Origin of the sequence: Paenibacillus sp. 1182, from assembly GCF_017833915.1 — a bacterium.
GTDB lineage: Bacteria > Bacillota > Bacilli > Paenibacillales > Paenibacillaceae > Paenibacillus > Paenibacillus polymyxa_D.
In genome coordinates, this window is sequence record NZ_JAFICR010000007.1 from 156,618 (window position 1) to 181,143 (window position 24,526).

At 45.1% G+C, this 24,526-nt stretch carries 24 protein-coding genes and 1 pseudogene; 9 read left to right on the forward strand and 16 right to left on the reverse strand.

Going from position 1 to position 24,526, the window contains the following annotated elements; genetic code table 11:
- Positions 1 to 59: 59 nt before the first annotated feature.
- The gene (locus tag JOD82_RS15795) at positions 60 to 881 is read right to left on the reverse strand and encodes a carbohydrate ABC transporter permease (protein ID WP_209949644.1); all 822 of its coding nucleotides are present in this window, start codon (positions 879 to 881) and stop codon (positions 60 to 62) included.
- The gene (locus JOD82_RS15800; protein WP_043882098.1) at positions 878 to 1,843 is read right to left on the reverse strand and encodes a carbohydrate ABC transporter permease; all 966 of its coding nucleotides are present in this window, start codon (positions 1,841 to 1,843) and stop codon (positions 878 to 880) included. Before JOD82_RS15800 ends, JOD82_RS15795 begins: the two co-directional genes overlap by 4 nt.
- A 464-nt stretch (positions 1,844 to 2,307) precedes the next feature.
- Between JOD82_RS15800 and JOD82_RS15805 the strand changes: the two genes are divergently transcribed.
- The gene (locus tag JOD82_RS15805) at positions 2,308 to 3,099 is read left to right on the forward strand and encodes a polysaccharide deacetylase family protein (protein ID WP_209949645.1); all 792 of its coding nucleotides are present in this window, start codon (positions 2,308 to 2,310) and stop codon (positions 3,097 to 3,099) included.
- Positions 3,100 to 3,253: 154 nt separating this feature from the next.
- Here JOD82_RS15805 and JOD82_RS15810 read toward each other — a convergent pair whose 3' ends face one another.
- Both JOD82_RS15810 and JOD82_RS15815 read right to left on the reverse strand, forming a co-directional pair.
- A complete protein-coding gene (locus tag JOD82_RS15810) occupies positions 3,254 to 4,582 on the reverse strand; it encodes a prolyl oligopeptidase family serine peptidase (protein ID WP_209949646.1) in 1,329 nt (442 codons plus the stop codon).
- A 101-nt stretch (positions 4,583 to 4,683) separates the two neighbouring features.
- Entirely contained in the window at positions 4,684 to 5,565 is an 882-nt protein-coding gene (locus tag JOD82_RS15815; RefSeq protein ID WP_029516309.1) for an AraC family transcriptional regulator, read from the reverse strand.
- A 951-nt stretch (positions 5,566 to 6,516) separates the two neighbouring features.
- On the opposite strand from JOD82_RS15815, the gene JOD82_RS15820 reads away from it, so the two are divergent.
- Entirely contained in the window at positions 6,517 to 7,317 is an 801-nt protein-coding gene (locus JOD82_RS15820; RefSeq protein WP_209949647.1) for a Cof-type HAD-IIB family hydrolase, read from the forward strand.
- Positions 7,318 to 7,517: 200 nt separating this feature from the next.
- Positions 7,518 to 8,105, forward strand: a pseudogene (locus tag JOD82_RS15825) (site-specific integrase); the annotation flags it as partial.
- 98 nt (positions 8,106 to 8,203) lie between these two features.
- Here JOD82_RS15825 and groL read toward each other — a convergent pair.
- The 7 genes from groL to JOD82_RS15860 form a co-directional block, all read right to left on the reverse strand.
- On the reverse strand, positions 8,204 to 9,832 hold the full coding sequence (gene groL / locus JOD82_RS15830) for a chaperonin GroEL (protein ID WP_013309215.1): 1,629 nt from the start codon (positions 9,830 to 9,832) through the stop codon (positions 8,204 to 8,206).
- Positions 9,833 to 9,905: 73 nt separating this feature from the next.
- Positions 9,906 to 10,187 carry a co-chaperone GroES gene (gene groES / locus JOD82_RS15835; protein ID WP_007429271.1) on the reverse strand — a complete coding sequence of 94 codons (282 nt, stop codon included), beginning with the start codon at positions 10,185 to 10,187 and terminating at the stop codon, positions 9,906 to 9,908.
- Between the two features lie 359 nt (positions 10,188 to 10,546).
- Complete coding sequence (gene tatC, locus JOD82_RS15840) at positions 10,547 to 11,314, reverse strand: twin-arginine translocase subunit TatC (protein ID WP_069011109.1); 768 nt, start codon at positions 11,312 to 11,314, stop codon at positions 10,547 to 10,549.
- 109 nt (positions 11,315 to 11,423) lie between these two features.
- Positions 11,424 to 11,681, reverse strand: a complete 258-nt coding sequence (locus tag JOD82_RS15845) for a twin-arginine translocase TatA/TatE family subunit (protein WP_209949648.1) — start codon at positions 11,679 to 11,681, stop codon at positions 11,424 to 11,426.
- A 103-nt stretch (positions 11,682 to 11,784) separates the two neighbouring features.
- A complete protein-coding gene (locus JOD82_RS15850) occupies positions 11,785 to 12,267 on the reverse strand; it encodes a MogA/MoaB family molybdenum cofactor biosynthesis protein (RefSeq protein ID WP_013309212.1) in 483 nt (160 codons plus the stop codon).
- Between the two features lie 114 nt (positions 12,268 to 12,381).
- Positions 12,382 to 12,870, reverse strand: coding sequence for a cyclic pyranopterin monophosphate synthase MoaC (gene moaC, locus JOD82_RS15855; RefSeq protein ID WP_029516247.1), 489 nt, complete (start codon positions 12,868 to 12,870; stop codon positions 12,382 to 12,384).
- Between the two features lie 38 nt (positions 12,871 to 12,908).
- Entirely contained in the window at positions 12,909 to 13,562 is a 654-nt protein-coding gene (locus JOD82_RS15860) for a 5-formyltetrahydrofolate cyclo-ligase (RefSeq protein ID WP_029516246.1), read from the reverse strand.
- Between the two features lie 270 nt (positions 13,563 to 13,832).
- Between JOD82_RS15860 and JOD82_RS15865 the strand changes: the two genes are divergently transcribed.
- Positions 13,833 to 15,797: an ABC-F family ATP-binding cassette domain-containing protein gene (locus JOD82_RS15865; protein ID WP_209949684.1), complete on the forward strand. Its 1,965-nt coding sequence runs from the start codon at positions 13,833 to 13,835 to the stop codon at positions 15,795 to 15,797.
- A gap of 547 nt (positions 15,798 to 16,344) precedes the next feature.
- Here JOD82_RS15865 and tsaD read toward each other — a convergent pair.
- From tsaD to tsaE, 4 genes are read right to left on the reverse strand one after another with little or no spacing between them, the layout of a single operon-like run.
- Positions 16,345 to 17,409, reverse strand: a complete 1,065-nt coding sequence (tsaD, locus tag JOD82_RS15870; protein WP_209949649.1) for a tRNA (adenosine(37)-N6)-threonylcarbamoyltransferase complex transferase subunit TsaD — start codon at positions 17,407 to 17,409, stop codon at positions 16,345 to 16,347.
- The gene (rimI, locus tag JOD82_RS15875; RefSeq protein WP_029516243.1) at positions 17,406 to 17,921 is read right to left on the reverse strand and encodes a ribosomal protein S18-alanine N-acetyltransferase; all 516 of its coding nucleotides are present in this window, start codon (positions 17,919 to 17,921) and stop codon (positions 17,406 to 17,408) included. Before rimI ends, tsaD begins: the two co-directional genes overlap by 4 nt.
- A 17-nt stretch (positions 17,922 to 17,938) precedes the next feature.
- A complete protein-coding gene (gene tsaB / locus JOD82_RS15880) occupies positions 17,939 to 18,775 on the reverse strand; it encodes a tRNA (adenosine(37)-N6)-threonylcarbamoyltransferase complex dimerization subunit type 1 TsaB (RefSeq protein ID WP_209949650.1) in 837 nt (278 codons plus the stop codon).
- Positions 18,776 to 18,778: 3 nt separating this feature from the next.
- Positions 18,779 to 19,258 (reverse strand): tRNA (adenosine(37)-N6)-threonylcarbamoyltransferase complex ATPase subunit type 1 TsaE, encoded by a 480-nt coding sequence (gene tsaE / locus JOD82_RS15885; RefSeq protein WP_029516241.1) that lies wholly within the window; start codon positions 19,256 to 19,258, stop codon positions 18,779 to 18,781.
- A gap of 134 nt (positions 19,259 to 19,392) precedes the next feature.
- Between tsaE and JOD82_RS15890 the strand changes: the two genes are divergently transcribed.
- The 5 genes from JOD82_RS15890 to JOD82_RS15910 all read left to right on the forward strand — a co-directional run bounded on the left by JOD82_RS15890 (position 19,393) and on the right by JOD82_RS15910 (position 23,853).
- Positions 19,393 to 19,923 carry a cysteine hydrolase family protein gene (locus JOD82_RS15890; RefSeq protein ID WP_209949651.1) on the forward strand — a complete coding sequence of 177 codons (531 nt, stop codon included), beginning with the start codon at positions 19,393 to 19,395 and terminating at the stop codon, positions 19,921 to 19,923.
- A 590-nt stretch (positions 19,924 to 20,513) separates the two neighbouring features.
- Positions 20,514 to 21,698: an acetyl-CoA C-acetyltransferase gene (locus tag JOD82_RS15895; protein WP_209949652.1), complete on the forward strand. Its 1,185-nt coding sequence runs from the start codon at positions 20,514 to 20,516 to the stop codon at positions 21,696 to 21,698.
- 54 nt (positions 21,699 to 21,752) lie between these two features.
- On the forward strand, positions 21,753 to 22,493 hold the full coding sequence (locus tag JOD82_RS15900; RefSeq protein WP_039269579.1) for an acetoacetate decarboxylase: 741 nt from the start codon (positions 21,753 to 21,755) through the stop codon (positions 22,491 to 22,493).
- A gap of 41 nt (positions 22,494 to 22,534) precedes the next feature.
- Positions 22,535 to 23,200, forward strand: coding sequence for a CoA transferase subunit A (locus JOD82_RS15905; protein WP_029516237.1), 666 nt, complete (start codon positions 22,535 to 22,537; stop codon positions 23,198 to 23,200).
- The gene (locus tag JOD82_RS15910; RefSeq protein WP_029516236.1) at positions 23,197 to 23,853 is read left to right on the forward strand and encodes a 3-oxoacid CoA-transferase subunit B; all 657 of its coding nucleotides are present in this window, start codon (positions 23,197 to 23,199) and stop codon (positions 23,851 to 23,853) included. Before JOD82_RS15905 ends, JOD82_RS15910 begins: the two co-directional genes overlap by 4 nt.
- A gap of 473 nt (positions 23,854 to 24,326) precedes the next feature.
- Here JOD82_RS15910 and JOD82_RS15915 read toward each other — a convergent pair whose 3' ends face one another.
- Positions 24,327 to 24,506 (reverse strand): H-type small acid-soluble spore protein, encoded by a 180-nt coding sequence (locus tag JOD82_RS15915; protein WP_069011105.1) that lies wholly within the window; start codon positions 24,504 to 24,506, stop codon positions 24,327 to 24,329.
- Positions 24,507 to 24,526: the final 20 nt, after the last annotated feature.

A 24,526-nucleotide genomic window follows, 5' to 3' on the forward strand; every position in this document is an offset into this window, starting at 1 on the left:
GTTGAAGCTCTGTATATAGGCTGCTTGCGCAGGTGTTGCTTTTCATTTGAAATATGTGATCAGCCTTTAAGCGCACCCGCTGCCATTCCACGTACCAACTGCTTTAGTCCAAAGATCAGCAAGAGCAGAGACGGTAAAATGACAAGTGCCGTACCCGCAAACACCAGATTCCATGAAGTCGATTCCTGAAATTCGAGCATGGATATTCCGATCTGTACCGTACGCATATTTTCACTATTGGTGATCAGTAAAGGCCAGAGGTACGAATTGTACATATTCAGGAACGAATACACAGCCAATGTTCCAAGCGCAGGGCGCGATAATGGAAGCACATGGAACACAAAGTAACGGATATGTCCGCACCCATCCATACGAGCCGCCTCAAACAGTTCCTTGGGAAGCTGGAGAAAAAATTGCCTTAACAGGAATGTTCCGAATGCCGTCGCCAGAAAAGGAACCGTCAATCCTTGATATGTATCAAGCCAGTTCCAGCTTCGTACCGTCAGGTAGTTTGGAATAATGGTCACTTCCCAAGGGATCATCATCGTCGCTACAAACATGCTGAAAATGAAGTTTTTTCCCTTGAATTCCATTTTGGCAAAGGCGTAGGCCGCCAAGCTCGCTGTAATCAACTGCCCAATCATCGTTAGACCCGAAATGAGAAATGTATTTCCAATAAAGGCTGCAATCGGAACAATTTCAAACACTTCAGTGAAATTCGCCATATGAAAGGAATGCGGAAGAAAGCTTGGTGGATAAGCGCTTGCTTCCTCCGGCGACATGACTGCCATAAAAAACGTATATATAACCGGATACAAAATGAGAGCAGCTGCAATCGTAAGCAGTACATACAGCAATGTTGAATTCAGGTGTCGTTTCATTGGTAATGCACCTTTCTTTCCACCCATTTGAACTGAATCATCGTGAGCAGCAGAATGACGGCAAACAAGACAATGGCCTGCGCGCTCCCCGTTCCAAACCGGAAATTAACGAAAGCTTCCTGATAGATGGAATACACGAATACATTCGTACTGTTCACCGGACCGCCTTTGGTCAAAATGTTAATTTGAGCAAAAGACTGGAAGGCTCCAATGATGGAGACTACTGTTACAAAAAAGATCGTCGGTGATAACAGTGGCAGGGAGATACGCCAGAACGTGACGAGCGGGCCAGCACCGTCCATTTTGGCACTTTCATACATGTCATCTGGAATCCCTTGAAGTCCGCTCGATAAGATAATGTAATTGAAGCCAAGATTCATCCAGATGGTCATCATGGCTACTGAGAACAGCGCCCAATCCGGGCTGGTCAGCCACGGAACCGGATTAATATGTAGCAGGGAAAGCACATAGTTGAACATCCCCAGTGTCGGATGAAAAAGAAATTTCCAAATGACCGCAGATGAACCGACCGACAACACCATCGGCAGCGAAAAGGCAAACTGGAAGATACGCATTCCCCGCAATTTACTGTGTGTAAGTGCAGCGAGTACCAGCGCCAATAAAATACCTACTGGTACTGTTAACAGTGCAAACAGGAGTGTGACCTTAATTCCTTGTAGAAACAGTCCCGAGCTGAAAAGTGTAGTAAAATTATCTAACCCTACATAAGCTGCAACGTTTCCTGCGGGATCTGTAGAATGCAAGCTGAGATATACGGACTTGATCATCGGGTAAAACATAAATACAGCAAACAAAATAAGCGATGGAGCCAAAAAGGTATACGCCAGCGCGTTTTCGCGCAATCTTTGAATTTTTAGCGAACCCGTGCGTATGCGGGCTTTAGACGAAGTCTGTTGCTGACTCCTCGTCCCCAGTCCCATAGATTTGTTAAGCTCACCCAAAACGGAGCGCCCCTTTCTTTTCAAACCAACCTCAGTAAGTGTATCGTTTTGATGTAAAGGGAACATCAAGTGGACTGGAGTAAAATGTTAATGTTTTTTCTTTTTGTAAAAGCAACTCTCTATAGGTATAAGCACAAGGACGGTTATAACCCTGTTGAGCTAGCGTTCGATCCAAATACAATCTGTCTAGTTAAAAAGACAAAAAAACCTCCAATTCCGTAAGGAGCCTGCCATTGGCCCATTACGAAGTTGGAGGTTTTAGTTATCTCTATACAATCTCCACTCGGCAGGTGGGTGAACACCTCGTTCACACCCTGATTAATCAGCGTGATGTTCCCTCAAGAATCCGACAAATAGATCTAATCTTGAGTGATTTGAAATGATGAATCTTAGAAACGGGGAATGGTATGCGCTCTTTCTTGGCAAGCTAATGTGAGAATACGTAAGAACGGAGAAGAAGCCTGATGAAATATAACCGATTACTATCTGCAAGTATCGCTGTTTCCTTGTTTTGTGCCAGCTTGTGCCCCACAACCTATATAAATACTGCACAAGCCGCATCTTACACCTCCCCTACTCCTACAAAGGGAAGAGCCTATTATGAAGAACGCGGCGACATTGTATGGGAAGTTCCTACCCATCGCAAGTTGATTGCCCTCACATTCGACGACGGACCGGATGGAAGCAATACGCCTGCCATTTTGGATTTGCTTAAAGAATTCGATGCTAAAGCGACCTTTTTTGTCGTCGGCAGTCGTGTAGAAAAGCTGCCTCACCTTGTCAAGCGGGAACGAGAAGAAGGGCATGAAGTTGGCAACCATACCTTCCTTCACTCATCCTTTCAATATATTTCTCGCAACAAAGCTCTGTCCGAGTTGGATCAGGCTCAGGCGAGCATCGTACAGGCAACTGGTGCGGGGACCCATCTTTTTAGGCCGCCCGGTGGCTCCTATACCGATTCGCTGGTCAAGCTCTCCAAGGAGAAAGGGCTGAAAATTATTTTATGGTCCTGGCATCAGGATACCTTAGATTGGCGAAAACCCGGTGTACATCGTATCGCTAATAAGGTCCTTCGCAACGTCCGTAACGGCGACATTGTCCTCATGCACGATTATGTACATCAAAGTACGCAAACCGTTGAAGCCTTGAAAATTATTCTACCCGAGCTCAAGAAGAGAGGTTATACCTTCGTTACGGTATCTGAATTACTCTCTAATCGGGAAAAACCGGATGGGCTGATTGAAGTGAATAAGTGAAGGGAAGAATTAAACTCCGTCAATTATTTGTTGACGGAGTTTTATATAGCGTTGCAGTATGAGACTCTTGGCATTTGGTTTTGAAAAGGATCTCATCCCCCAAAATATAAAAAGCCGCGATTTACGCGGCAATTAATAAGATCATTGCTATACTTTAGTCCAATGTTTTGGAGGCAAGCCATTGCATCATCGTTGTTTTCTTTCCGTTAATCACCTTCGATACTTCGTTGTTATATACGTAAATCCAAGACCAATGGCCGTTGTATTCATACGGTGTTTGGTCGCTCTTCTTGTACAAACCAGAGGTATCCACTACGTTATCAAATAACGACATATGAACATCCTTTGCTCCAGCATTCACTAAACGGTTGTAAGTCGGAACCGTATAATCGTTGGGCGGAACCACGGTGTCGGTTTTGGCAGCCACAAACCAGATCGGCAGGTCCTTCATTTCGTTAATCTGTTCATCGGTTATAAGACTATCCTTCAAGGCTTCACATGCAACCACAGCTGCTGCAAAATAATCTTTATAGTCACGGATCATCAGCATAGTCATGTAACCACCGTTGGAGTCTCCACCAATGTAGATTCGATCTGTATCAATGTCTTTGTTTTGGGCCACGTAATCCTTAATTAAGGACATCAATGCTTGCTCATACTTGGAGGTTCCGTCCCCAAAGCTTGTAAAGCCATCCATCCAGTAGGTTGGGGTCTGAGGTGCCAACACATAAGCCCCGCCAAAATAGGATTGGATATCCTTAGAGGCAAAATTTGCTGCTTTATTTCCGGCAATCGGAATCGTTGGATCGGTACCTCCCTCACCCATACCATGCAGCCAGATCACCAAAGGGTTTTTCACTTTGTCTTTTGCCGGTGCATAGTCTGCGTAGGTTAAAGTAACTCCATCAAAAGTAGATTTACCGGTCGCAAATTGATCAACCAACTTCCGTATCTGTCCTGCGGAAGTATCAATCTTCAAATCGGAAATCGTTCCGGATTTGGTTTTAATAGTTTTTTGCTGCGTGATCGTGTATTTGTTATCATTCCATGCATTAAACCCGGAGCCTGCCGCATCATAATGAATAGCGGAGCTTAGTGTTAATGTCGGACCGATTTCCATTTCCAATACAACATAGCTTCCGGTTTTATTTACAGGATTGCCACTTTTGTCCGATACATAGGCCTTGGTGACTTTCCGGTTGCCATTTTCAATAAAGGGATTTAACAACCGATTGTCGCTTCTTCCCACATGCACCTTAAATGTATCCATAGTTATCGCATCTTTAGGGACTGGCTTACCCAGGTTAACAATGATCTTCGTAATGGCTGCTCCCCAATCCTTAACTTCCGCAACCGTCCGGTATGAGGTGGGCTGTATCTTTACATCCTTGGCCCATGCACCGGAGCTGAAAACAAGAGTCGTACCGATAGCTAAAGTGAGTAACATAGTTGTCTTAGCAGCCTTTTGAAACCGTTTAAACATGATGTCTTACCTCCCAGATCCATTAATAGAACGCTTACATTGCTTATTTTAATAATCTTTTTAATTTGCATCCTGTCTTTTATTAGCCTAATTCAGGTCAATTACTGACTCCTTGCTCCAGAATACCTCTTGTTCTCTTTTCGATATTGATGCGGTGTTGCCTGGAAAACCTTCTTAAATACCCTGGCAAAAGACTTCTCGTTCGGAAAACCGTGCTCCAACGCAATTTGTATGATGGAATGATCCGTATTCATAAGAACACGATAAGATCTCTCCAGACGGATGGCATTGATATATTGAAATAGAGTCATCCCTACATGCTTCACAAAAAAACGGGACAAATATTCGGGAGATAGTCCAAAAACCTGGGCTATGGAATCCAGGGATAAGCTTTGATCGTAATTCTCTTTGATATAATTGGTTATCAGCGTCAGCCGCTCCAAATATTTATCAGAGTTAAAGCCGGGGATAGATTCATTGTCCATTTTAAAATGCATTAATAACAGATACACCAGTTTATAAGATAGCGATGTTAAATGGATATGTGCTAAAGAGTCATTATGCTGATTGAGATAAGCCACAAATAAGGTGTTTAGCAAATCACGCAGCTCCGCAAAATGCTGTAATCTCTGCTCGTTAGTTTCGAAAATGGATATACAGTCAAATGAAATGGGGTTACTGCCGTTGACATTTGCTCTAATAAATTCAGAAGGAATCAGAACGGTTATGGCCTCTCTTCCTTTTCCCTTAGCCACAGAAAAGGAATGAATAGCATTCGAATTAATGAGCACAATATCTCCTTCTTTGGAGCTATAGCTCGCACCATCAATATAGATATGGTCAATTCTTCCTGAAAGTACATAGGATATTTCGATGCTATCGTGCCAATGCCCAGGTATGTATGCTGGTTCATTGGAGGAATGAACTATAATTTTTAACGGAAAATGATTGTCTGCCTGGACCAGCTCATATTTGTATTCCAAGTTTATCGCTCCTCTCAGATGTGACCTCATAAATAGAAGAAAATGGCTTCAGCAGAGTGCCGAAACCACTTGTATTTAACCTCCCTCTCTCTATAAACAAAAAAACCTAAGTATAACAAAATACATAAGATCCTTGGATCTTAACATTTTGTTCCTTAGGTTTTGCCTGCGTAACAGTAACAATCCTAGTGCTATTCATTTAATTAAGCTAAGTATATAGTGGGTTGAAATACATGTCAACGCTTTCACTTTAGAGCGTAATGAAGTGAAAAAACTTGATTGATTCTCGCCGATAAACGTTCCTGAACTTAACTCTTATTTTATAACATGGTTTGTTCCCTGTTCAGAAAATTTCATTTGCCTATATTCATTCATATTCCCGAGATTGTGATTTTTTATGTGATTTTTTGTGATTCAAATAACGAAATATTCATCACATATCGGCCTCATCAACAATTTCCTTCTATTGTATATTGAGGCATAGGAAGTAGCAATGATATTTCTGAAATTTAATATTCTCTAAAATACCTCTTCCTAAACAGCTGGCATTTTAACGATCACATATCATAATTGTGGCTTGGTAACTTGGAAAAATGTACTGAAATTAATTTATTGACATGAAACCAGTTACATATTTTAATCTTGTTTTGTAGCGAGAGATCATAGATAAGCATGTGACCAACTCGTTTTGAATTTTTTTAAAGACATTTTAAATGTCCATTATAAAGTATTTAAAAAAAGAGTTTTATGAATTTCACAGGAGGCGAATTTGATGGGAATATTAGGTGGATATATTGACCACGTGCGTTTTGATGGGTTCGTATTTTATCATTAGCGCAATTGTATATTCGCAAAAGTTCAAATTCTGATGGAAAACATGCAAGTGAAATACGTCGATCATTGCAATCAGAAGGATAAACAAGACCAACAAAAAACAGGAGGGTAATAAGTATGATTAAACTTGTAGTCACTGATCTAGACGGAACATTTCTGAACAATAAAAGTTTGTACGATGTCGAACTTTTCAAAAAAGTTTATGCAGAGATGCCGCAAAAAGAAGTCACATTTGTCGCATGTACAGGTAAACAATGTGAACGTGTTGAAAAATTGTTTGACGAACATGGCAAGGGAGTTTGGATATTGGGTGACAGTGCTGCTCGAATTAAAAAAGATGGCCAAGTGGTTAAAGAGTTTAGTATTGATCGAGATCTAGCTCTACAGGCGATTGATCAAATTCAAGACTTCGACAACAATATGACACTTATTGTATGTGCAAGTGATGCTGCGTATGTTCATTCTTCCATTTCAGAAGATATGTATAACGTTGTTAAAGGCTCCTATGAACGTGTATTAAAAACAGACTCCTTTGCAAACATAGATAGCTGTTTTATCAAAATTACGGTCTTCGACACGGAGGGACGAAGTACAGCATTAAGAGCGCATGTTGAGAATACGTTAGGTGGACAAATTTATATTGTTGATTCAGAAGCTAGATGGCTGGATATCACGGCATTGCATACGCATAAAGGTGAGACAGTAAAGAAACTGCAAGAAATGTTGGGCGTCACATACGAGGAAACAATGTCATTTGGTGACGGCGAGAATGATGTGGAACTCATGGCAATCGCGAAATACAGTTTTGCAGTGAGTAATGCTTGTGAAAATACTAAAAAGGCAGCAAACTTCATTACTAAGTCAAACGAAGAAAATGGTGTTCTTCTCACGATTCAAAAAATACTGGATTTGCAGTGATCCTTTCCTTGTCTGTCAACTGGTATTGCATTATGTAAAAGAGGGGGCAATGGTGTGATTGCCCCGCTCATGAAAATGATCAGCATATCGTATCAAATTAATAGCAATGCATTATTAGCGAAGCAAAACGTCAATTTACAGTTAATAAGTATTTAGAAATATTCGTTGAATATAGCATCCTTCATCTTGAACAAGCTGATGACATTGAAATCTTTCACTTGCTTGCCTTTTCAGGGATACGATCTGGGGAACTCTGTGCTTTAAAAGATACGGACTTTAACTTTGAATTAAATGAGTTACGAATAACCAAGACACTTTACAATCCTGATAATAATATGCGTAAATACATTCTAACTCCACCCAAATCTACAGGATCTATTCGTAAATTTAATATAATTGATAACGTTATGAATTTGCTCCAAAGACACATTGTTAAACAACAAGCTTTCAGACTTGAATGCAAGAAATTATTTGATGATTATCATGAAAACAACTTTGTTTTTGCCCACAAGAACGGCTACCCACTCATTCAAAAAAATATATTAATCCGTATGGAACGTATTCTCAAGAAAACCTCAATTAAAAAGAAAGCTACTCCTCACATTTTTCGGCACACTCACATATCGATGCTGACTGAAGCTGAAGTTGATATCAAAACAATCATGAAGCGAGTTGGTCATGATGACGCAAAAACGACATTGAAAGTCTATACACACGTTACGGAGAAAATGAAGAAAAATGCCAATGCGAAGATTAAAAATCACTTCTCAGACATCCTTCAAATCTGACTCGTTGCAGAGAATGTGATTTTTATGTGATTTTATAGAAAAGGGCTCCCTCTCGGGAGCCCTTTAAATAGCGGTATTACAGGGTTTTGAGGCCCTAATTACATCATGCCGCCCATTCCACCCATGCCGCCCATGTCAGGCATTGCAGCCTTTTCTGGTTCTGGCTTGTCAGCGATAACCGCTTCAGTAGTCAGGAACATTGCCGCTACGGAAGCAGCGTTTTGCAATGCATAACGAGTTACTTTCGCAGGGTCAACGATACCAGCGTCGATCATGTTTACCCAGTCGCCAGTAGCTGCGTTAAAGCCTACGCCAACTTCTTCGCGTTTCAGACGCTCAACGATTACAGAGCCTTCTTCACCTGCGTTAGCAGCAATGGTGCGGATTGGAGCTTCCAGAGCGCGCAACACGATGTTCACGCCTGTTTGCTCGTCGCCTTGCAGTTCAACAGCTGCAACTGCTTTGTATACGTTCAGGAGCGCTACACCACCACCGGATACGATACCTTCTTCAACCGCAGCACGGGTTGCGTTCAGAGCATCTTCGATGCGCAGTTTGCGTTCTTTCAATTCTGTTTCAGTAGCCGCACCGACTTTGATGACTGCTACGCCGCCGGACAATTTAGCCAGACGCTCTTGCAGTTTCTCTTTGTCGAACTCGGAAGTGGTTTCTTCCAGTTGCGTACGGATTTGGCTAACACGAGCGTCGATGTCGGCTTTGTTTCCAGCACCGTCAACCACAATCGTATTTTCTTTTGTGATACGCACTTGACGTGCTGTACCCAGTTGGTCTACGGAAGCTGTTTTCAGGTCCAGACCCAGTTCTTCCGTGATCACTTGACCGCCTGTCAGGGCAGCGATATCTTGCAACATTGCTTTACGACGGTCACCAAAGCCTGGAGCTTTAACAGCTACAGCGTTGAATGTACCACGCAGTTTGTTAACAACGAGCATAGCCAGCGCTTCGCCTTCGATGTCTTCAGCGATCAGAACGAGTGGCTTGCCTTGTTGTACGATTTTTTCAAGCAATGGCAGGATTTCTTGTGTGTTTGTGATTTTTTTGTCTGTGATCAGGATATACGGATTGTCCAGTACAGCTTCCATTTTGTCCGTATCTGTAATCATGTACGGGGAAATGTAGCCACGGTCAAATTGCATACCTTCAACCACTTCCAGCTCTGTTGCAAACCCGCGGGATTCTTCAACCGTGATTACACCGTCTTTGCCCACTTTTTCCATAGCTTCAGCGATCAGTTCGCCTACTTCGTCATCAGCAGCGGAAATACCAGCTACTTGAGCAATGGATTGTTTGCTTTCGATTGGTTTGGAGATGGCTTGCAGTTCAGCAACAGCCGCTTTAACCGCTTTGTCGATCCCTTTACGGATACCGATTGGGCTTGCGCCAGCAGTTACGTTTTTCAGGCCTTCTGTGATGAGGGCTTGAGCCAAAACAGTAGCAGTAGTCGTACCATCACCAGCTACATCGTTCGTTTTGGTCGCTACTTCTTTAACCAGTTGAGCGCCCATGTTTTCGAACGCGTCTTCCAGCTCGATTTCTTTTGCAATCGTTACACCGTCATTAGTGATGAGCGGGCTACCGAATTTTTTCTCCAGTACAACGTTACGGCCTTTCGGTCCGAGTGTTACTTTAACAGCGTTAGCCAATGCGTCAACCCCGCGCAGCATAGAGCGACGAGCGTCTTCACTGAATTTAATATCTTTAGCCATTTGTGATAAACCTCCCTATGGATTATGAATGATTTGTTTCAATTCCTATATTCAGGTCTTGTCCGGGTTCCGGTTAACCGATGATCGCGTGAATATCGCTTTCTTTCATAATCAAATATTCTTTACCTTCATATTTGATTTCCGTTCCAGCGTATTTAGAGAAAATGACACGGTCGCCTTCTTTTACTTCCAGAGGAATACGGGCACCGTCTTTCAATGCGCCTGCGCCAACCGCGATAATTTTGCCTTCTTGCGGCTTTTCCTTGGCAGAGTCAGGAAGTACGATCCCGAAGGAAGTCGTTGTCTCTTGCTCAATTGCTTCCACCAATACGCGTTCACCCAAAGGTTTGATCATGAAAAAATAGCCTCCTTATTAAGTGTTTTATCCTGTAATTTGGTTGTTATGTTGTATGTATTAGCACTCGACAGTCGTCAGTGCTAACAACCAACTTTATGATACTCAACTTGGGATTGAATTTCAAGTCCCTAATGTATTTTTTATGGGAATTTTTATGGACAGCCCTTCCCGATTATATCCATCTATCTGAAAAATAACCGTTAACTCAAGGCTAATGGTTATTTTTCAGGGGACTAAGCCGCTACTGTTCATGCTCTGTACATAGTCATGATATACAAATGCTATTCATCATCTGCAAGTTGCCATGAAGCGCGACCCGAATAAATTATTTACTGAGCCATTCAAGTCCTGCCTTATTATTCTGAAGCTACACGCAATTGAGCCTCACGTTCCTCCTGTGCACGCAGTTGCTTGCGGTACACGACCGAAGACAAGTACACACTCACTTCATATAACACCAGCAACGGAATCGCCACCAAAAAATCGGAAATAAAATCCGGCGGGGTAATGACAACCGCGACAAACACCAGCAGAAAATAAGAAATCTTCCGCCATTTGCGAAGCCGCATTGGTGTTAAAACATGAATCCCCGTCAGAAACATGATAAGCAGGGGGAGCTCAAACAGTAGCGCTACAGGCAGTACAATATTAAACATAAAGGTGAAATATTGTGCGATCCCGTACGTTTCCTGTAATCCCATACTTTTGGTGACAGACGATGTAAACTGAATCGCCATCGGGAAAATAATGAAATAAGCAAAAGCTGTCCCAATGATGAATAAAAGCAGCACATAAGGCACATACCGCAAAGTCGCACTTCGTTCTTGCGGCCTTAATCCCGGGCTGACAAATTTCCACAGTTGGTAGCATGCAAACGGTAGCGCCACCGCAATCCCGATGATCATGGCAATCTTCATGTAGATACCAATCCCGTCCCAAAAGGAAAACGCGTTTAACTGAAAAGCTTGCGCCGAACCGGAGCGAATAAGCCAGTCATAGACAGAACCCGCCGCGAACAGACCACCAGCCAGTGCCAATACAAATACAATTAGCACATAAATTATTCTGCGGCGAAGCTCACCCAGATGTTCCATTAACGGCATTTCATGCTCTGATGGGGTCAAATCCACTCCTCCTTTCTGAACGGAACGCAGCAGCGCCTCCTAAAAAATAAAGCCCTTCACTGAAGAAGAGGCTTTTGTTTAGTACAAGATCAAGAATCGATCACTAAATCTATGGCAAGCGTTTATCCTCAGACTGAGGCTGAGGTTGAACTTCTGAAGACGTCGTTTGTGATGCTTTGACCACACTATCTTTGCTGTCTTTACGCTCAGTCCGTTCATCTTCTGATAAAATATCGCGTGCCCCGTTTTTAAACTCACGGAATGTACGCCCTACAGCTCGACCCAGCTCAGGCAGCTTGTTCGGACCAAATAGCAGCAGCGCCAGAATAATTAACAAAATATAACCCGGTGCTCCAATATTGGGCATGTGTAGTAATCCTCCTTATGTTGACGAACAAAATAAGAATCTTTGTCCGTATACGGCCTTATAAATTCTTATAGGTATCATACCACACACGATGTGCTGCCTTCTACCGGAACTGACCTGTCACCATAAGCAACGCTTCTGGAAGCTGGTCCATTATCGCTGCCAAATTTTCATGCACGCCTTTGGGCGTTCCTGGCAAATTGACGATCAGTGTACGTCCGCGTATTCCCACGATTCCACGGAATAGCATAGCCGCTGGATTTTTCTGCATCACGATCATTCTCATGGCCTCTGCCATACCCGGCACTTCCCGTTCCACAACCCGCCGAGTCGCCTCGGGTGTCACATCACGAATGGCCAGCTCAGTCCCGCCCGTAGTTAGTACCAGGTCTGCATGAAAATAATCGGTCATTTCGATTAAAGCTGCAATAATTTCATCCGGTTCATCGGGAACGATCCGGTATTCCACAATCTCTCCGCCCAGTTCTTCTTCGATGAGTTCCCGGATGACCTGTGCGCTTGTATCCTCACGCTCTCCCCTTGCCCCTTTATCACTGGCTGTTAGGATCGCCGTTTTCCACACCATAAGATCACCCTTCTCCTATCATGAAAGAATACTTTCTCTTCTGAAAATCAGAAACAGCCACGCTGCATCCTGCATCACATCACAGTACCCTCTCGGCGACAATGTTTATCTATGTCAAGGTTCCCGGTGGTCCTCCCGTTGAAAATCCCCATGCTTGCCACCTGTTTTGGATTGCAGCATGGTAGGGCCGATGATCATATCTTTTTGCAGCGCCTTGCACATATCATACACGGTTAACGCTGCGGCTGAAGCCGCTGTCAAAGCTTCCATTTCTACACCTGTCTTACCTTCGGTCTTCACTTCAACTTCAATATGAAGCACATCATGTCCATTATCGGAAAAAGTAATGTTCACGCCTGTCAGAGCCAGTGGATGACACATCGGTATCCAGTCTGACGTTTTTTTCGCGCCTTGAATCCCTGCGACCTGGGCCACAGCAAGAACATCACCCTTGCCGATTCTTCCTTCTTTTACAGCCGTCAATGTAGCCGGATTCATCGTAATCTGAGTCACGGCAACTGCTGTACGAACCGTAGACGTTTTACCCGAAATATCTACCATACGAGCACGTCCCTGTTCGTTAAAATGAGTAAAGGAATCCACGACTCCCTCACAGCTCCTTTCACATACCCAACTTTACTTCATTCATCATTTGTCAATTTTGCATAATCACAATCTAAGCGTCCATCCAGAGTAAACAGCACGTCCACTCGCAAATCCCTTGGCTCCATAGGCACCTGTGTCAGCAATTGTCCCGGCAGTAGCAGCGAGACATACAGCGGACCTACGTGGCTGTTGTTACGCTTCTCTGCCTCTACCTGTACGGTAAAGCGGTCATAATAGCCTCCGCCGTAGCCAATCCTGCCCCCTCGACGATCAAAGGCCAAGCCAGGCACAACAACCCAGTCAATTCCCGTCCACATTTCAGGCGACCATTCCTTGCATGTCAAAGCAGGCTCAGGGATGTTCCAGACGCCGGGTACAATATCTCCGTTCTGATCCATCTCCCTCAGCTCCATCGTCCGAGTTACCGAATCCACTCTTGGAGCCAGGACACGATCTCCCTGTGACCAGCAATGCTCAATGAGGGGAGTCGTCGAAATCTCGCTGCCAAAAGAGAGATAACTAAATAAGGTTAGCTTATCTCCGTTTCTGTCTATTCTAAGCTGCTCCCATGCCTCGATTGCATGCCGACAGGCCACAGCCGATGCCTTCTGCCTTGTCAGCGGGTCCATGGAGTCACGCGCCTCCCGTTGCTGCAAACGCAGCGCGTTCTTCACATTACAGACATCCATCACATCCGCCCTCCCGCACAATCGTCGATAATCTTTAATACGTTGCTATTGTCCCATTTGTCAGTAAGTGCTGTACGTTGCAAGTTTTTTTCATTCTTTTTCACTTCTCGCTTAAGTTTATCATTGTTTATACAAATTGACTACACGCGGCTCAAGGGTTTACAGGGTGAAAGCAGTGCAATAGTGGGTAATTTCATGTAAACTGGAAGGAAGGTACCTGCGAAAAAAGCAGGTAGAACTGTGCAAAATGTAATGGAGGAACGATACGCTATGCTATTGCAAGTAACCGGAATTACTAAATCTTATGGAATTGAGCCCGTTCTGGACGGGATTAACCTTCAAATATTGGAACGTGAACGTATTGGACTCGTAGGTGTGAACGGTGCAGGCAAATCGACCCTGCTCAAAATCATTGCTGGTGAAATATCCTATGACAGTGGACAAATTTTCAAGGCAAAGGAGACCAGCATCGGTTATCTGGCGCAAAACAGCGGCTTGAATTCTGACCGTTCTATCTGGGGGGAAATGATGCTGGTGTTCACTCCCCTGATTGAAGCGGAACGGGAACTGCGGCAAATGGAACAGGACATCGCTGACCTGGCCAATGCTCAAAACGAAAAACGCTACGCAGATCTGCTGGAACGCTATGCACGTCGTTCAGACTGGTTCAAGGATCACGGTGGTTATGAAATGGAGACCCGTATTCGCAGCGTGCTGCACGGCATGGGCTTTGGCTCATTTGCACCTGAAACGCCTGTAGCTACCTTGAGCGGAGGACAGAAAACTCGGCTTGCGCTAGCGCGCATCCTACTGCTCGCCCCAGATGTCCTCATGCTTGATGAGCCTACCAACTATCTGGATATTCAAACACTAACCTGGTTGGAGGACTATTTGCGCGGCTACTCCGGTTCTCTGCTGGTTGTATCACATGACCGTTATTTTCTGGACCGACTGGTAACGACGATTATTGAAATCGAACGCCATCGTTCTACCCGATATACAGGCAACTACAGCCGCTACATGGAGTTGAAAGCTGCCGAGTACGAAACGAATCTGAAGCATTACGAAAAGCAGCAAGGAGAAATTGCCCGTTTAGAAGCATTCGTACAACGTAATATTGTGCGGGCTTCTACGACCAAACGCGCTCAAAGTCGGCGCAAGCAGTTAGATAAAATGGAGCGTATGGATCGACCGATGGGAGACTTGAAAAAGGCTCATTTTTCCTTTGAAACAGCCCATATGTCAGGTAAGGAAGTACTGGAGGTCCGTGACCTCTCTGTGGGATATGAAGGGAAAAAGCCTTTATTCCAGCACGCATCGTTCGACTTAAAACGTGGAGATACCGTGGCACTGATTGGTCCGAACGGGATCGGAAAATCGACGTTGCTCAAATGTCTGACCGGATCACTTAAACCTGCTGCGGGCTCCATCCACTGGGGCACGAAAATCAAAATCGGTCTGTATGACCAGGAGCAGACGAACCTGAACCCTGCCAATACCGTACTGGAGGAGTTGTGGAGCGAGTATCCTCATATGGAAGAAGCACGTATTCGTACAGTGCTGGGTAATTTCCTGTTTAGCGGTGACGATGTACTAAAAAAAGTAGCTGCATTAAGCGGAGGGGAAAAAGCCCGCGTTTCTCTGGCCAAGCTCATGCTGCGCGAAGCCAACGTGTTAATTCTAGATGAGCCTACCAACCATCTGGATCTGTTTAGCAAGGAAGTGCTGGAAGCGGCTTTGATGGACTATGACGGTACACTGTTGTTCATTTCCCATGACCGTTATTTCCTGAACAAAATGGCGGAACGTGTCATCGAGCTTCATCCTGGAGGGATAGAACATTTCCTGGGGAATTATGATGACTATGTAGCCAAAAAGCAGGAATTGGAGGAAATTGCGCAGGAAGCTTTGGAGGCAAATCAGGCCGCACGCGGCAAAACATCGGCTACCTCTGCATCCGTGACAGACGAGACCACATCCAAATCACGCGCAGCCACCTATGCTGCAGACAAACAAGCCAAAAGCGAGGAACGTAGCCGTCAACGCAAGCTGGAGGCATTGGAAAACCAGATCAAAACGCTGGAAGAACAAATTTTAGGGCTGGAGGAACAAATGACCCTACCTGAGATTTATCAGGATTACACAGCGCTTCAGAATATTCAGGCACAGCTCGACACCCGTAAACAGGAATTGACTGAAACCTATACCTCTTGGGAAGAGCTGTTAGAAGAATAAACACTACTGCATAAAATCTTAGCCTTAAAAATTTCACATTTTCCTCTTCTATATTTTTGTACACAAGATTATCCACAGCTTATGTGTATGAATGAGATTGAAAAATGGCCTTTTAGGCCATTTTTTTATTGATAAAGAGCCATTTTCAAATGAAAACCAAATTTATCCACCCTTTTATCCACATTATCCACAGATTTTACAAGAACTAAAGGTGTTACATATCCCCCAACTTGCTATCTCCAAAAAGTCTTAGCCTGCTTGCTTCGGGCTGGGTTATCCACATTCGAAACGGTATATGTGGATAACTTTGTTCACAACTTGACAAATCACATCATTATTCGGGCAATATCAAAATTCCAGATTTTTTTGATGGATTATGAAAAATCGTGAACCATTGTGACGAATCATGCGAGGGAATGAGATGCTGCCATTCTTTTGCTCAAACTCCTGTATTTTATCCTCTTGAATTTATATTTTTATGATAGTTATGGTGCGGAACAAAAAAGACACGGCTCAACTGTGCCATGTCTTGCTCATTCTTCTTCAATTAAGTTTGGACAGACCATTCTTCCAGAGACAGCCCTGGATCAGCCTTCATATCCAATGAGGTAAATTCCCCGCGCTTCCATTTGGCGTAGGCCGCAGCGCCGATCATCGCTGCATTATCTGTGCAATATTTCATCGATGGTACAAGCAGATCGATTCCTTCGCGCTCACAGCGCTCCCGCAATGCTGTACGCAGTCCGCGATTAGCTGCCACACCGCCACAAAGCAGGAGCTGCTTCGCACCGTATTCACGCATGGCACGAATCGCCTTTTCCACCAGCACCTCGACGACCGACTCTTGAAAGCCTCTTGCGATCGCTCCGACATGAACGGTTTCTCCGCGCATTTTCGTCTGGTTAATTACATTCAGCACCGCCGATTTCAAACCACTAAAGCTAAAATCATAAGAATCTGGCTCCAGCCATGCACGCGGCAAAGTAACCACTTCCTCCGATTCATGAGCCACACGATCCACATGCGGACCGCCGGGATACGGAAATCCAATGGCTCTCGCTACTTTGTCGTAGGCTTCCCCAACCGCATCATCTCTTGTACGACCAATGAGTTGAAAATGACCTTCGGACTCCATCAGCACTAACTCTGTATGTCCTCCTGACACAACGAGAGCAATGCACGGATACACGATATCATGCTCCAACTGATTGGCATAAATATGTCCCGCGATATGATGCGTCCCGATTAATGGCTTGCCAAACGCCAAGGCAGCACTCTTGGCAGCGACAATTCCAACCAACAATGCGCCAACCAGTCCTGGTCCTTGTGTCACGGCAACCGCCGAAATCTCACGAGGAGTAATTCCTGATGTTTGCATGGCCTCGTCCAGCATATAGGTGATGCTCTCCACATGTTTGCGTGAAGCCACCTCTGGCACAACACCACCAAAGGCTTTGTGTGTTTCAATCTGACTGGAAATCAAATTCGAGAGCACCTCTGTGCCATTTTTCACGACAGAAACAGCCGTTTCATCACAACTCGTTTCCACTGCCAGTATATAGCAAGGCTCGCTGGAGGCGGAGCCTGTACCTGCTTTTTCCTCTTGCGTCATTGCTTCTGCACGCTTCCTTCCTGTTCACCGGATGCCCCATGCGCGGGAAGATCCGCCCACATGATCACGGCATCCTCGTTATTATCCGAATAATAGCCTTTGCGCACACCCGCGGGCTTAAAGCCTTTTTTCTCATACAAGCCCTGAGCGATCCGGTTCGTTACCCGCACCTCTAGCGTCATACGTTCCATCCCTAAATAAGAGGCGGTCTGCATCAGCTCATTCAACAGCTTGTCTCCAAGCTTGCGTCCGCGATAAGCCTCACGAATCGCAATATTCGTAATATGGGCCTCATCCATAATCGTCCACATGCCTGCGTAACCAATGGCTTGTCCGTCTAGTTCCATAATCATATATTTAGCGAAATGATTCATCGTCAGCTCATTGCGGAATGCTTCCTCCGTCCACGGTAGCGTGAACGCTTCATGCTCAATCTCCAGCACATCGGGAATATCATCCAGTTGCATCAAGCGAAACTCAAGTTTCTCTTCCCGCTGTATGTTCTTTGCCATGTTGTTCACCGCTCTCTTCAGCGCTGACGAAGCAGATTGGCTTCCGCCTCCGCCAGCTGGGTATAATTAGGAACCAGCGTATGTAGCTCGTCATGTTCCTGACGAAGCAGCTTATCCGCCCCAAGGCGGCCAACCCATCTTCCTTCCAGCTCATAAGGTACAATACGAAGCTCGCTCCAAGCACGCAGACGCTCAGCTGTTTCGGCGTGAACCGTCGTTTCACCGACTAGCCAAATGACTGGAGGACGCTCTTCAGAGGGCAAAGCCTCCAGCCGTTGCAGCAGGTCATCGGTCCAAGCAGTCATTAAGCGAATTGCATCTGGCTCCAGCCGTTGCGGACTCTCGACGTCGTCAACTGTATTCACGGCGAACAGCCCCGTGTAAACCTGACCACGGCGCGCATCCAGCACAGGCACAATCCAGTCTGCTGCCTGCGCTCCGGACGAACCGTTATGCACAGACTCATTTTTATCTTCTTGTCCCTTCATCTCGATGCCGCGATTCCAACCACCCCACGCCAAAGCGTGCAAAGTCGATATGGACGTCACCGGGATACCCCAGGCCCAAGCGAGTGTTTTGGCTGCAGTCACCGCAATCCGGATACCGGTATAAGACCCCGGTCCAACACCAACTGCAATACCATCTACATCATCTCGTGTCAGCCCTTCTTCAGTCAGCAGTCGTTCCAGCTCGGTAATCACATGCACGGAGTGATTACGTTCGCCATAGACGTTGCTTTCTCCCAGCAATTCTCTTCCGTTCATCAGAGCGGCCGCCATCACGGTCGTCGCTGTATCTAACGTCAAAAACCGCTCACGCGGCTTTACATTCACATCTGTATGCTCTCTTTGCATGGTTCAAACTCCATTCTCCCGCAAACTGCGGCACCATTGTTCATAAGGCTCGCCGTACCCGGTCAGGTGAATCAAGCGCTCCCCCACATCCGTTGTTTCTATATACATATGAAGCCGCTGCTCCGGCAATATATCCGGTATAATACTACCCCATTCCACCAGACATACTCCTGTCCCGTAAAAATATTCGTCCAGCCCGAGATCCTCCGCCTCGTCCTGGGAAATCCGGTACACATCCATATGATACAAAGGCAATCGGCCCTCGTACTCCTTAATGAGAGTAAAGGTTGGACTATTTACGATACCCGGTACACCTAAATGGCTGGCAAAAGCCTTGGAAAAAGCAGTTTTGCCCGCTCCCAGATCTCCATCCAGCACAATCACCGTTCCGGGAACCGCTTTGGCTGCCAAAAAACCTGCCAATGACCCGGTCTGTGCCTCTGAGACAGAACGGAACGTAAACTGCTCCTGCGAAATTGTCATATATTTTAATCACCTTTCGTCCGAATCGGACCGTTCCAACTTGTTCTTTATTATATAGTTCACCTTATGTCGCCGCAAGGCATGAAGACATGCTATTGTAAGTTAGATGATACACACAGGGAGGGAACGAAACGATGGGACAAACCGTTTTACTCTTGATTGATGTTCAGCAGGCGATGTTCATGTATGATGAGAAGCTGTATCGCGAGCAGGAAGTTGTATCGCATTTGCAGCAGCTTTTGGACAAAGCCAGAGCTACAGGTACACCGGTGATTTTTGTACAGCATACCGATGAAGCGGATGAGGATTTCCGGGAAAACAGTGTAGGCTGGGCCATCGCCGATGTGGTGCGCCCTCTTCCTCATGAACAAATTGTCCGTAAATCATCCTGGGACAGCTTCTACCAAACCGAATTGGGCCATGTGCTGAAGGAACTGGGGGCCGATCAGCTCGTAATCGCGGGGATGCAGACCGAGTTTTGCCTCGACACGACTTGCCGAAGCGCCTATAGTCTGGGATACCAGAACAACGTGCTCGTATTGGATGCGCATAGTACATTTGATAGCAAGGTGCTGAGCAGTGAACAAATTGTAGCTCATCATAATGAGCTGCTTGGCAATCGTTTTGTGCGTTTACTCACGACAGCAGATGTACATTTTTCGTGAGTTATTGATCCAATTCACAAGTTTTCACTATCTCGCAAAGACGTCATCATTTTTATTGGAATTCCAAATGTATTCAATTGGATTGGCAACCTGCCTAGCTTTTTCAAGACCAGATTGGTCAGAAACAAAGCCGCCTTCAGAAAATTCTGGAGGCCTTTTTTATTTTCCAGCTGAGTTAGGCGATATTTGTGAGGAAAATTTTTTTACGTATGGATTGTAACTTTCATTTTTAACATAAAATTCAATTTATGATCATGATTTTCAGAAAAAACAAGAAAATAACAGAAAACGTTAGAATGGCCTAGTTATTGTGGCCTATATGACCCTATAAACATCTGTACATAGATATATGTAAATATTTGAACATTGAGCAAAAAATGCATTAGAACTATGATAAAAATGGTTTTAATTTCCAACGAGAGAAGGCGATCGAACCGTCACATTCACTGTCTTAGACACCATGAATATGCCCGCATGCAAATATATCTTGCAGTCGCTACGTCTCTTAGGTTAAGAGCGGAAATTACGAATTGAAGTGCAATCATGGATGTATTGTGTTTTGAACACAGCGAAAGGAATGTGAGTTTTTAATGAAAAAAGTAGCTTTAGTAAGCCCGTTGAGAACAGCGGTCGGCTCTTTTAACAAAACCCTTGCGCCTCTAAGCGCTTCCGAACTGGGAGCAACCGTGATGACAGCATGCCTTCAGCAAAGTAAATTAGAGCCTTCTTTGATTGATCAGATTTATTTGGGAAATGTTCTTCAGGCGGGCAATGGACAAAATCCTGCCAGACAGGCGGCATTAAAAGCCGGTATCCCTATTGATGTACCCGAAACAACGATAAACACGGTTTGCGGTTCAGGACTTCATGCCGTTGCTTTAGCTTACAATTCAATATTGGCTGAACAAGGCAACATCGTCTTGGCCGGAGGCATGGAGAGCATGTCGAATGCCCCTTACCTGCTAAGAAATGCAAGAAACGGCTACAAACTTGGTAACGGTGAGTTGGTAGACTCCCTGGTGGCCGACGGCCTTACATGCCCGATCAACCATTACCATATGGGAATTACCGCAGAAAATGTTGCCGATAAATATGGAATTTCAAGAATGGAGCAGGACGAATTTGCCTATCAAAGCCAGATAAAGGCCGTAGAAGCAAAAAACAAGAAGCTTTTTGAAGAGCAGATTGTTCCAGTCATGATCAAAAACAAAAAAGAAACTATTTCTTTCACAGAGGATGAACACATAAGAGGAAATACAACGAAAGAAAAACTTTCTCAATTAAAACCTGCGTTTAAGGAGAACGGAACGGTTACCGCCGGGAATGCTTCGGGAATCAATGATGGCGCGGCGGCCGTACTTGTGGTATCGGAAGACAAATGCAAAGAACATGCATTAAAGCCATTGGCATATATCAAGGGTTATTCCCTTGTTGGCGTTGACCCTGCATATATGGGAATGGGGCCAGTGAAAGCCATTTCGACACTTCTGAAGCAGCAAGGTATATCCATCGATGCCATTGATCTTTTTGAAATTAATGAAGCGTTTGCCTCACAAGCATTAGCGGTAGTGAAGGAGCTAGGGGTCAGTCTGGACAAAGTGAATGTCAATGGGGGCGCGATCGCGATCGGGCATCCTGTCGGGGCCAGTGGTGCTAGAATATTGGCTACGTTGGTTCATGAAATGGTGCGAAGATCTTCACGTTACGGCATCGCCTCGTTATGCATCGGAACAGGAATGGGCATAGCGATGCTGGTTGAAAATGCGCTCATTTAAAGTGCGTATTCAAGATGAATTTTAGAATATCTGTTAAAGGGAAGGGAGACCGTTATGAATCAAAAAGATGTACTTTCACTCCAATCCATGCCTGCGGCTAGCGGCAGCTACGGGCGCCCGCCATACCGCTTCATCAACCGGGAATTTTTTATCATTACCTATGAGACCGATCCCGCTGCGATTAGACAGGCGGTCCCGGAACCTCTTCAGCCGGATGGAAGCAATACGGTTTCCTATGAATGGATCAAGATGCCCGATTCATCCGGGTTAGGAAGTTATGAGGAAAGCGGTATTGTCATTCCGTGTACTTTTCAAGGAGAACCCTGCAATTTTGTCGCCCAAATGTATTTGGATAACGCGCCTGCTATTCTGGGGGGACGCGAAGTCTGGGGTTTTCCGAAAAAATGGGCAAAGCCTCGCTTGATCGTTGAGGAGACGGAGACGCTGACGGGTACATTGCATTATAACAACGTCCTGGTGGCCACGGGAACTATGCCTTTCAAATATAACATTCTTGATGAAAAGGAAACGGCAAAAGCCATCGCAAAAACACAAGTTAATTTAAAGTTAATTCCTGATGTTGACGGTACCCCCAAAATCGCTCAGTTAGTAGCGTATAATCTTGAGAACATTACTGTAAAAGGAGCCTGGTCAGGACCTGCCAGATTAAGCCTTATCCCCCATGTCAACGCTCCTGTGGCAGATTTGCCGGTTAAATCTTATATTGGCGGGAAACATTTTATTGCTGATTTAACGCTTCCATATGGAAGAGTCCTCTACGATTATCTTCAATAAAGTTTGCTTTCCTAAAAATATATATATAAGGAGAAGGAACCATGAATAACAAAGTAATCTCCGCTGAAGAAGCAGTTAAGAAGGTCAAAGACGGAGACACGGTGATGGTCGGAGGTTTTCTGGCAGGAGGCTTTCCGGAGGAGCTGGTTCGTGCGCTTGTCGACACCAATCCCGCCAGCAATCTTGCGATTGTTTCCAACGACACAGGCACACCAGAATTATCTATCTATAAGCTTGTAAAAAGCGGCAGAGTAAAGCGAATTTTTGCATCCTATATCGGCTCCAATCCGGAAACGGGAAGGCTCCTGATGACGAAAGAAGCTGAGGTCCAACTCTTCCCGCAAGGCACGCTCGCTGAAAAAATACGCGCGGGAGGAGCCGGTTTGGGCGGGGTTTTAACACCTGTAGGTGTAGGCACCGTTGTAGAGGAAGGAAAAAAGAAAATCAAAATTGATGAAAGGGAATATTTGCTCGAACTCCCGCTCAAAGCGGATGTAGCGTTAATCAGAGCCCATAAGGCTGATGAAGCGGGGAATCTTGTCATCAACGGCTCTTCACGTAACTTCAATATGGTTATGGCTACAGCGGCAGAGTATGTAGTTGCTCAGGTAGACGAATACGTAAAGACGGGTGAAATTGACCCCAATCATGTCAACGTTCCCGGAATATTTGTCGACGCAATTGTAAAGGTGGGTGAAAACGCATGAATAACAGAGAATTCATTGCTCGAAGAATAGCCCAGGAATTCAAAAGTGGTGAAGTTGTCAACCTTGGTGTCGGATTGCCTACAATGGTAGTGGACTATATCCCCGAGGACATTCATATTATGCTGCAGGCTGAGAACGGAATCCTCGGTGTAGGCCCCAAAGCGGCTCAGGGAAAAGAAAGGCTCGATTGTATCGATTCAGGCGGAAACTACGTTACAACCATGGAAGGAGCATGCTTTTTTGACAGTGCACTTTCATTTTCCATCATCCGCGGAGGGCATGTGGATATCACCGTGCTGGGCGCCCTGGAGGTCGACGAGAAAGGCAACCTTGCAAGCTGGATGATCCCTGGGAAAAAGGTGCCGGGTATGGGGGGAGCCATGGATTTGGTAGTTGGAGCCAAGAGAGTGATTGTAGCCATGGAGCATGTGAACAAAAATGGCGCGCCGAAAATACTGGAACAATGCAAGCTGCCCTTGACTGCTGTAAATGTTGTAAAGACCATAGTAACCGAAAAGGCTGTCATTGATGTTATTCCGGGTAAAGGGCTGATGCTAAAAGAAATTGCTCCGGGTTTGACGGTGGAAGACGTTCAATTAGCAACAGAGGCTAAACTGATAGTTTCACCACATTTGAGGGCCATTGCAGTGTGAAGGTCATAGAAAGGAACCAGCTGCATCTTCAAATTAACTTGTCTGGCATTTAATTCGTCCCTACGACTGCACTTGTTATTACAAAAAAAGGTTCGCTAATTGCTCATCGAGCAATTGCGAGCCTTTTTGAGCGTAAAATCCAATCCGCTACATGCTCAGCCACCTTCGTATGGTTAAGATAAGCAAAGAAGTTGTGGGGATTGGCACGCCCAGTGTGACTATCTTTCCAGAATGTCTGAATAAGCGGCTGATCATCAATACTTTCTATTAAATTTCGATTCAGCATCAGATGGAAATCATTTTCAACCGTTAAATGTCAGTAAAATCTGCTCTTGCTCCAGTTTTTGTGCCGCTTCCTCGTTCACTCAACGCAATCCTGCGATCAGTGCTTTTTTAATAAGACGAAGCATTTCGTCGCATCTGGGCTTTTTGTCACGGCCATGGATAATGACCAGATGTTTGGTTCCCATCTCCTACTGCTCTTCCAGACGATCCACACGGACAGTTTGAGTATTGCCGGGGTTGCTGCCCACCTGTACGGTAGCCATACCGTTTGCTTCATCCACATGCTCAATCCAAATCGGTTTGCCATCCAATTGTACGGCAATATTCTCAGATGAATCATAAATGGCTTTTGCTCGTTCCACGTTCATGCTGTTCTCCTCCTGCTGAA

Excerpts from the sequence above, each read along its gene's own strand:
- JOD82_RS15845 (WP_209949648.1), bottom strand. The coding sequence starts at position 11,681 with ATGCCCAATATTGGAGCACCGGGTTATATTTTGTTAATTATTCTGGCG.
- JOD82_RS15795 (WP_209949644.1), bottom strand. The coding sequence starts at position 881 with ATGAAACGACACCTGAATTCAACATTGCTGTATGTACTGCTTACGATT.
- JOD82_RS15810 (WP_209949646.1), bottom strand. The coding sequence starts at position 4,582 with ATGTTTAAACGGTTTCAAAAGGCTGCTAAGACAACTATGTTACTCACT.
- JOD82_RS15850 (WP_013309212.1), bottom strand. The coding sequence starts at position 12,267 with ATGGTGTGGAAAACGGCGATCCTAACAGCCAGTGATAAAGGGGCAAGG.
- JOD82_RS15820 (WP_209949647.1), top strand. The coding sequence starts at position 6,517 with ATGATTAAACTTGTAGTCACTGATCTAGACGGAACATTTCTGAACAAT.
- JOD82_RS15890 (WP_209949651.1), top strand. The coding sequence starts at position 19,393 with ATGGGACAAACCGTTTTACTCTTGATTGATGTTCAGCAGGCGATGTTC.
- JOD82_RS15910 (WP_029516236.1), top strand. The coding sequence starts at position 23,197 with ATGAATAACAGAGAATTCATTGCTCGAAGAATAGCCCAGGAATTCAAA.
- JOD82_RS15900 (WP_039269579.1), top strand. The coding sequence starts at position 21,753 with ATGAATCAAAAAGATGTACTTTCACTCCAATCCATGCCTGCGGCTAGC.
- groES (WP_007429271.1), bottom strand. The coding sequence starts at position 10,187 with ATGATCAAACCTTTGGGTGAACGCGTATTGGTGGAAGCAATTGAGCAA.
- tsaD (WP_209949649.1), bottom strand. The coding sequence starts at position 17,409 with ATGACGCAAGAGGAAAAAGCAGGTACAGGCTCCGCCTCCAGCGAGCCT.
- tsaE (WP_029516241.1), bottom strand. The coding sequence starts at position 19,258 with ATGACAATTTCGCAGGAGCAGTTTACGTTCCGTTCTGTCTCAGAGGCA.
- tsaB (WP_209949650.1), bottom strand. The coding sequence starts at position 18,775 with ATGCAAAGAGAGCATACAGATGTGAATGTAAAGCCGCGTGAGCGGTTT.
- rimI (WP_029516243.1), bottom strand. The coding sequence starts at position 17,921 with ATGGCAAAGAACATACAGCGGGAAGAGAAACTTGAGTTTCGCTTGATG.
- JOD82_RS15865 (WP_209949684.1), top strand. The coding sequence starts at position 13,833 with ATGCTATTGCAAGTAACCGGAATTACTAAATCTTATGGAATTGAGCCC.
- JOD82_RS15895 (WP_209949652.1), top strand. The coding sequence starts at position 20,514 with ATGAAAAAAGTAGCTTTAGTAAGCCCGTTGAGAACAGCGGTCGGCTCT.
- JOD82_RS15805 (WP_209949645.1), top strand. The coding sequence starts at position 2,308 with ATGAAATATAACCGATTACTATCTGCAAGTATCGCTGTTTCCTTGTTT.
- JOD82_RS15905 (WP_029516237.1), top strand. The coding sequence starts at position 22,535 with ATGAATAACAAAGTAATCTCCGCTGAAGAAGCAGTTAAGAAGGTCAAA.
- JOD82_RS15860 (WP_029516246.1), bottom strand. The coding sequence starts at position 13,562 with ATGGATGTCTGTAATGTGAAGAACGCGCTGCGTTTGCAGCAACGGGAG.
- groL (WP_013309215.1), bottom strand. The coding sequence starts at position 9,832 with ATGGCTAAAGATATTAAATTCAGTGAAGACGCTCGTCGCTCTATGCTG.
- JOD82_RS15915 (WP_069011105.1), bottom strand. The coding sequence starts at position 24,506 with ATGAACGTGGAACGAGCAAAAGCCATTTATGATTCATCTGAGAATATT.